This is a genomic window from Undibacterium sp. GW821-FHT11H02, assembly GCF_058808015.1.
Window position 1 is genome coordinate 41,659 of record NZ_JBXARG010000024.1, and the last position, 7,490, is coordinate 49,148.

7 protein-coding genes are annotated in these 7,490 nt (G+C 43.6%); 2 read left to right on the top strand and 5 right to left on the bottom strand.

Annotation, left to right across the window (positions count from 1 at the left end):
• Positions 1 to 9: 9 nt before the first annotated feature.
• Together AC1RR2_RS18905 and AC1RR2_RS18910 are read right to left on the bottom strand one after the other, a co-directional pair.
• The gene (locus AC1RR2_RS18905; protein WP_493223831.1) at positions 10 to 501 is read right to left on the bottom strand and encodes a DUF4411 family protein; all 492 of its coding nucleotides are present in this window, start codon (positions 499 to 501) and stop codon (positions 10 to 12) included.
• Positions 498 to 1,634 (bottom strand): ImmA/IrrE family metallo-endopeptidase, encoded by a 1,137-nt coding sequence (locus AC1RR2_RS18910; RefSeq protein ID WP_493223832.1) that lies wholly within the window; start codon positions 1,632 to 1,634, stop codon positions 498 to 500. The genes AC1RR2_RS18905 and AC1RR2_RS18910 overlap by 4 nt, the downstream gene beginning before the upstream one ends.
• A gap of 199 nt (positions 1,635 to 1,833) precedes the next feature.
• Here AC1RR2_RS18910 and AC1RR2_RS18915 point away from each other — a divergent pair, with 199 nt between their 5' ends.
• Both AC1RR2_RS18915 and dinD read left to right on the top strand, forming a co-directional pair.
• Complete coding sequence (locus tag AC1RR2_RS18915) at positions 1,834 to 2,682, top strand: REP-associated tyrosine transposase (protein ID WP_493223833.1); 849 nt, start codon at positions 1,834 to 1,836, stop codon at positions 2,680 to 2,682.
• A gap of 181 nt (positions 2,683 to 2,863) precedes the next feature.
• A complete protein-coding gene (gene dinD, locus AC1RR2_RS18920) occupies positions 2,864 to 3,412 on the top strand; it encodes a DNA damage-inducible protein D (RefSeq protein ID WP_493223834.1) in 549 nt (182 codons plus the stop codon).
• Positions 3,413 to 3,546: 134 nt separating this feature from the next.
• Here dinD and AC1RR2_RS18925 read toward each other — a convergent pair whose 3' ends face one another.
• The 3 genes from AC1RR2_RS18925 to AC1RR2_RS18935 form a co-directional block, all read right to left on the bottom strand.
• Entirely contained in the window at positions 3,547 to 3,870 is a 324-nt protein-coding gene (locus AC1RR2_RS18925) for a type II toxin-antitoxin system RelE/ParE family toxin (RefSeq protein ID WP_493223835.1), read from the bottom strand.
• A gap of 8 nt (positions 3,871 to 3,878) precedes the next feature.
• On the bottom strand, positions 3,879 to 4,151 hold the full coding sequence (locus AC1RR2_RS18930) for a type II toxin-antitoxin system Phd/YefM family antitoxin (protein ID WP_493223836.1): 273 nt from the start codon (positions 4,149 to 4,151) through the stop codon (positions 3,879 to 3,881).
• Positions 4,152 to 4,386: 235 nt separating this feature from the next.
• On the bottom strand, positions 4,387 to 6,801 hold the full coding sequence (locus tag AC1RR2_RS18935; protein WP_493223837.1) for an EAL domain-containing protein: 2,415 nt from the start codon (positions 6,799 to 6,801) through the stop codon (positions 4,387 to 4,389).
• Between the last annotated feature and the right edge of the window lie 689 nt (positions 6,802 to 7,490).

The window sequence follows — 7,490 nt, forward strand, 5'->3', positions numbered from 1 at the left end:
GATTCAAAATTAAACAGACAATACAAACCGTGCCTTTAATTCCCGTAAGAACTGAAACGTATTCACGCAAGGCACACCGAATTGAAGGCAGATATTAGGTACTTTAACTTTCTTCGTATTAGCGGCAGCAAAAGCTTCGTGCGTCACGATAGTTGCGTCTATCGTTTTCGCTTTTGCAATAATCCAAGGATCAGCTTTCGCTAGAAAATTATCTCGATTGCCAGGGTTGTAATCGCCTGTTATGACGGTTTGCGCAATTTGCGCAAATACTGATTGTGTGTCCACATCGTCATTCGCTATGAAATGCGCAGGCCGGTCTTTCACCCAACTAGCCAATTCGTCGTCACCGTCTTTGAGTTCTTTGGCGATCATATTGATACTTGCGACCACACCAAATTGGAACTGTTGATCTAACCAATCCCAGTATGCTGGACAAATATCCATACCGTAGTATTGGTTCTTTGCTTGGATGTAAGTGTTTGCGTCTAATAAGTATTTCAAAGGCCTAGCTCCTTAGCGAAGTGTGCGATTTTGTTTGGTTTGATACCGCCCAATAAAGCACTTGCCTCGCGTAATAAAAGCTGTCCGCTGAGTGCTTCCGTCACCACCGCTTTGGAGAAAGTCGAGCTGATCTGTGCCTTTTTCATCGTGTAATATGAAGGGCCGCTAGCTTCCTTATTTTTGTGCGCTTTGACTTTCGCGCTAATAAAAAGTCCGTATTCTTCTTGCGTGATGAAGCCTAAGGTTAAGGCACGTCGTGCGAGTACCCAAGTACTCACATGAAAACGCGCTTCAAGTGTCGGGAGATTGGCTTGCCAATTTTCCAGTTGATCATTCCATAAACTGCTGAATTCTTTTTCTGGTACAAGCAGTTCTGCGGCAACGGCATTGCATAAAATTTCGTCTTGTCGTTGAGTTTGTGTACTGCCATCAGATAACCCAGATTGTCCAATCCAGATGTGACAGAGTTCATGAATCAAGGTAAATAAACGCGCGCCCATAGCATCGGCATGATTGACAAAAATCATTGGCGCTAAATCATCCACGATGGCAAAGCCTCGAAATTCTTCGACTTTAAGTGGTCGAGTAAAATGACCAAGGTAGGCTTGGCGCATGACCAAAATCCCTAAAGATTCTATACGCTTAACAAGGTCGCGGTAATAGTCTTCCCAAGTACCACGTTCAGGATGCTCACCAATGTTCAAGCGGCTCCGCATATCTTGAACGATGGCAATAACGCCATCATTTACACTAAAGCGACCGACGATAGAATTAGATTCAGACAAATGCTGTTTCAAATAATCCTTGTACCATTCCTGACGTTGTAGCATCAGCTTGACCAAATCCAATAGCTCGGCACTAGGGCGTTGCACACCCTGACCATCTATCGTGCGTAAATCAGGAATAGGCAACGAATCTTCTGGTGGTGTGGATAGAAATAGATAGCCAAATGGGATATAGGCTTTTTCGGCATAGTTCATGGCCTGACTAAATGTTAGTGCAGCCTCGCCTGTTTCCCAAGCCAAAATCTTTTCTTCGTCCACATGACACTTTTGAGCAAAATCAGACAAAGCGATGCCAGAGCGCGTACGCGCCCAGCTAAGCATTTGTGCATTGATATTTGCTGTGGACATAAAATTTTTGAGTGTGTTGAAGTGATGATTGTAAATCGAAACAGGACTGCTTATTTTTTAGCTTTACGAATTTTATATGTAACGGTCATTAATTAAGCTATAGAAAATAAAAAAAACTACATAAACGTATAAATTTGAAACAAAAGTTTGTCTTATTTGACGGGAGTGTCTACCGTAATTAACCCGACGTGAGATCAAAATGGCGAGACCATCACGCATAGAGTATGCAGGTGCTTTGTACCACGTCACCGCCCGAGGGAATGCACGAGCGAATATTTATGGCAATGACGATGATAGACAGCGGTTTTTATCGCTGTTGAAAATCGCGGTGGATCGCTATGATTGGTATTGCCATGCTTACTGTCTGATGGACAATCACTATCACCTGTTGATTGAAACAAACCGCGCAAGTTTGTCTGACGGTATGAAATTGCTCAATGGTTCTTATACGCAGTATGTCAATCGGCAGTATCAACGCGTTGGCCATGTTTTTCAGGGACGATTTAAAGCGATTTTGGTGCAGAAAGAATCCTACCTGCTTGAATTGGCGCGCTACATCGCCTTAAATCCGGTACGTGCAGGCATGGTGCGCAGTGCCAAAGACTGGCCGTGGAGTAGCTATCGTGCTACTGCCGGATTGGCTGAAGGCGTGGCATGTTTAGCGACCGATTGGGTTCTGGGTGGATTTGCTAAGACAAAGAATATCGCACAGCAGCGCTATCGTGAATTTGTTCAGCAGGGCAAAGGACAGCCTTCTCCTTGGCAGAGCTTGAAGAACCAAATTTATCTCGGTGACGACGATTTTGTACTCGATATGCAATGCAAGCTCGATCCCGAACAATCACTCAAAGACATCCCCAAAAAACAAAAACAAGCCCCCATCAAACCATTGGATTATTTTGCTAATTTGGGAAACACGCGAAACGAAAATATGGCACTGGCCTACTTGAGCAGGCACTACACGCTTGAGCAAGTCGGCAGGCATTTTGGGGTAAGTTACGCGACGGTTAGTCGGGCTGTGAGACAGATGGAAAGTCGCGTTGGTTGATCTTAAATGTCAAATGTAAGGCTTGACCGTCCGCTCTGTTCGCCGAGCGTCAATAGTTAAGAGTGCATTGCGTCATATGTTGACGGCGTTAAAACCAAATAATTTATTGACGCTTGATCAAGCATCTGTCGGGTGGTGTAATATACTTTTGCTATCGTACATCACGCACTTTAAATAACTTATGAAAACCGAAATTATTCAATCGCTCACGACCAATTTTGAAGCGCATGCTCAACGCACCGATCAAGGCGTGGAATTTTGGTTGGCACGGGATATTCAGCACCTATTAGGTTATTCCAAGTGGGAAAATTTTCTTAATGTGCTGAATAAAGCGAAGACAGCCTGCGAGGTTTCTGGGCATGTCATAGAAAACCATTTTCCTGACGTCAGGAAAATGGTTGACTTAGGCTCAGGAAGTCAGCGTGAAGTCGATGATTTGATGTTGACTCGTTACGCTTGTTATTTGATTGCCCAAAATGGTGACCCGCGCAAACCAGAAATTGCCTTCGCGCAGACCTACTTTGCCGTACAAACGCGTAAAGCCGAATTGATCGAGCAACGCTTGCTAGAAACTGAACGTGTGACAGCGCGCAAAAAGCTATCTGAGACAGAAAAAGAATTATCGGCAGTGATCTACGAGCAAACAGGTGGCAATCAAGATTTTGCTTTAATTCGCAGCAAAGGTGACCATGCACTATTTGGCAAAACCACTACCATGCGTGAAAGTTAGAACTGAGAATCATCTAGCCGCCTCCACTCAACAGTGTCTGCACTTGGAGTAATTTGAGCCGTGAAACGAGATGTTAATCAGACGAACAACAGGTGATTTGCAGCTGAAATTTCGCCACGAACAAGCGCTCTGCATTATCTTTTAAAAATTCTTCGTTGAAGAAAAGTATCGTAATCTTGCCGTTCTGTGCAGATCAAATAGGCATATATATGCTTGCGATTCTGTTCAACTTCATAGACCACTCTATTTTTTTCCATGACGACCATTTGTCGCCAGTTTGCCATTCCTAATGCGACTAGTTGCGGTATTGTTGTCCCCAGTAGTGGCTTTGTTTCTAGCATTAAAATGCTGTCTCGAATACCGACATAAATTTTATCTGCCAATGGTTTTGAGAATTGGTTTTTAATGTAGGTATGGATGTTCCATAAGTCTTCTTCCGCATCGTCCAACATGTACACGGTGTAACTCACTTGAGTATTTCCTTGTCCATTTTTGCGAAGACTTTGCGAGCAGGTTTAAATTGCCCTTCTTCAATTTGCTTTCGACCAAGCGCTAATATTTTCAGCAAGGCCATCGTATTTTTAGTGTCTTCATAGCTTTTGATATCTTGTATGACACAGGTCGCTTCGCCATTTTGGGTAATGATGAGTGGTTCCTGCGTCTCAGTCATCTCAGCAATTGCCTTGGCTGCGTTATCTTTGAAATAGCTGATAGGTTTGACTTGTTCTGAAAGGCGCATGAAAAACTCCCCTAAATAAATTACTGGAAGTCAGCTTAAAGTCTTAATTTAGACTTGTCAATGCGCAGAGATGAGCTGAAATAATTTAGGCGACGGCGCCTTTATCAAACAGCATCAAGCGACGCTCAAAGAGGGGGATTTGCGTGAGCTATCCATTGCGTATAAACGCATCCTTGCATTAAGTTTGCCGATCATAGCACCTGCCCGTCGTTGAACCGAAGTCGAGTCTGCGAACTTAAATCGAGACTTTCAAGTTGGCTTGATGCGTAAGAAAATAATTGATTGCGTCATCCGGCGGCAGCGCTTTAGAAAAATAGAAACCTTGGCATAGCTCACAGCCAGCATCTCTTAATACCAGCAACTCTTCTTGTGTTTCGACACCTTCCGCAATCACGGTCAAATTCATCGCCGAGGCGAGCGCGACGATACTATTGATAATGGGGTTATCGTGCTTACTACCACGACTTCCTTTCACAAAAGTACGATCAATTTTGATGACGTCTAACGTTAATTGATGCAAGTAGTTCAAAGAGGAATAACCAGTGCCAAAATCATCAAGCAAGACCCGCACGTGATTCTTTTGCAGTATTTGAATATTGTTTTGAGCAATCGAAAATTTATCGATGACAGCGCGTTCAGTAATCTCTATCCCTAAAGTATGCGGCTCTATTTGAAACTCGTCTAATAAAGCCAAGGCTGTGCTGATAAATTCAGCGCTGGCGAAATGGCGACCTGAAATATTGACACTGACTTTCGGTGACTTGCCAGTTTGTTCGCGCCAGACACACATTTGTTGCAGGGCTTGGCGCAATACGTAACGATCAATCTTTTCGATCAGGCGATGTTTCTCCGCATAATCAATAAACTCATTTGGTGCGATCCACGATTTACTCGGATGCTTCCAACGTATCAGCGCTTCAAACCCGACCGCCATGCCATTGGCGACATCAATGACAGGTTGATAATGTAGTACGAACTGCTGTTCCGCTAATGCTGTATGGATGTCTTCGCCCATGACCAGATCTCGGACCTTCGCGCTGTCTAACAAGGGATCATATAATTGGTAGTGCCCACGACCGGCAGCTTTGGCTTGATACATGGCAGCGTCTGCACGACGAATTATTTCGCTGGCAGAAATCAATGTTCCATTCGTGAAGGCGATGCCGATGCTGGTCGAACAGCCTAGCACGACTTCATTCGCTGTAATTGGCTGCTGTAAGGCTTGAATGACACGTTCAGCCAATTGAATCGCAATGTCTTGGCTCTCAATATCTTCCAAAAATAGGGCAAATTCGTCACCGCCAAGTCGGGCAACTGTATCGAGTTTGCGCGTTTGCTGCGTGAGTAAGTTGGCAAATTTATTTAACAGCGCGTCACCGACCGCATGTCCGTAGCGATCATTAATCGTTTTAAATAAATCGACGTCCATATACAAGACGGCACAGAGTCGATGATCTTGTCGATCATGTTTCTTTAAGGCGTGTGTTACCCGATCAAGAAACAAAGTTCGATTCGCCAAGCCAGTCAGTGCATCGTGCAGAGCCAAATGCTGTAATTTTTTTTCCGTGACTTTCCGTTTTAGGAGATTAGACACATGACGTGATACAAAGCTTAAAAGCTCCCGGTCTTTCTCGATATACGAAACCAAAGGGGAATAGGTTTGTACTACCAAGGCTCCCTTGAGATCATCGCCAGCATGGATCGGTACACCCAGCCATGATTCGGCAAGAGTGCCTAAGAGTTCAAAATCACCACGCTGTGAACGTTCGATGATGTCTTGGCGACTCAGCAAAAGTGAGGTGTTATTGAAAATAATCCATGCCGACATACCTCGCATCTCGGTATCAATCGGGCCAATATCTGCCGCTAACTCTGGATGCCGTTCATCGACGAAATAAGGAAATTCGATCCGCCGGGTTTCTTCATTATAGACCGCGACAAAAAATGATTTTGCGTATAGGAGCTCGGCAATCAGATGATGAATTTTTTCATACACTTTGAAAAAATTTTCATCTTCATAGGTGAGTGCGGCAATATTGAATAAAACACTTTGTAATTTTTTTGCGTACTCCAATTCACTAATCGACGATTCGAGTTGATGAATCAAATTTGTTTGTCCCAATTTTGCGGCAACCATCGAAGTTACCGCAGTCAAAATCTTAATGTGTTCGGCGGTATAAAAATTTTTTGCCAGATTTTCACTATCGATGACACCAATTAACTGATCGGAATGAATAATCGGAATGGCGAGTTCTGAACCAGATTGCTGGATATCGACGACATAATTGGGATCAGCACTGAGATCATTTACCACGATCGTTTCGCGGCTTAATGCAGCACGTCCGACGATACCCTCACCTAAACGCAGGTAAAGCGCATTGTTGACCGTGCCTTGATCCGACATTTTCGGTCCAAATGCAGATTGTTGAACCAAGAATTGGCTAGGTGCATCCCATAAGTAAATTACGCAGTCGTCAAAACCCATCTGTCCCACAACTTCATTCGCGGTGTACCACAACACTTCCTCTTTAGTACGCAGGCGTAATAGGGCGATGGCAAATTCACTCAGGATATTGAGTAATGAATTGCGTTCACGAAGGAGCGTAATTTCATGTTCCTTCGTGGTGCTAGACAGAGGCGGAATTGGCATAGCAGTGGGATCAATTCTCACAAAGTCAGGATATTTAACATGAGGCTCTGAACTCGGTTCTCTTCAAATGGTACGCTAAAGATACACGATTACCGGCAGATGTGTGATGGGCATTTTACCTTTGCGCTGTCAGAAAATAGGCAATTGGAATACAAAACAACAAACTTCATGATTTCACGAATTCAAACCGCACATGGTCAGGTCGTAACACAACAAAAAGTTAAAATCCTTAAGAAAACGAAAGCGCAGCGTAAAGTCTTGACATGACATATTGGTGATCTGTCACAGTGGTTGAGTTTGGCGTAACTACAGTTGTAGAAGAGCAGGTACGCATCTTTATGCGAGCTCTTTTTATTTTGCGTGATTCGGCTGTCACTCAAGTTGAGAGTTAGGTGTAGTGATGTTGCATCTTAAGACTGGACCCTATTATTCGCTATTACTCTGTGACTCTAAGGATAATAAATATTAATGTTGGAATTACCCCTTTTTTTGTGCCCTTTGTTCATCAACATTAACATCATTTCAAAATGAAGACAGACGTAATGAGAAGTCCCTTCGTAAATAATTTTTTTGAGATTTATCGAAATTTTTAGATGTTCAGTCATACTAGAGTGTAAACCTCCCTCAATCAGTGCCAGGTATTACTAGAGTTTTGAGGTTGGTGAAACAACCGGTATTCAACAGGGGTC

Bases quoted from the DNA above. Each gene is read 5' to 3' on its own strand.
- dinD (WP_493223834.1), top strand. From the start codon at position 2,864: ATGAAAACCGAAATTATTCAATCGCTCACGACCAATTTTGAAGCGCAT.
- AC1RR2_RS18935 (WP_493223837.1), bottom strand. From the start codon at position 6,801: ATGCCAATTCCGCCTCTGTCTAGCACCACGAAGGAACATGAAATTACG.
- AC1RR2_RS18910 (WP_493223832.1), bottom strand. From the start codon at position 1,634: ATGTCCACAGCAAATATCAATGCACAAATGCTTAGCTGGGCGCGTACG.
- AC1RR2_RS18915 (WP_493223833.1), top strand. From the start codon at position 1,834: ATGGCGAGACCATCACGCATAGAGTATGCAGGTGCTTTGTACCACGTC.
- AC1RR2_RS18930 (WP_493223836.1), bottom strand. From the start codon at position 4,151: ATGCGCCTTTCAGAACAAGTCAAACCTATCAGCTATTTCAAAGATAAC.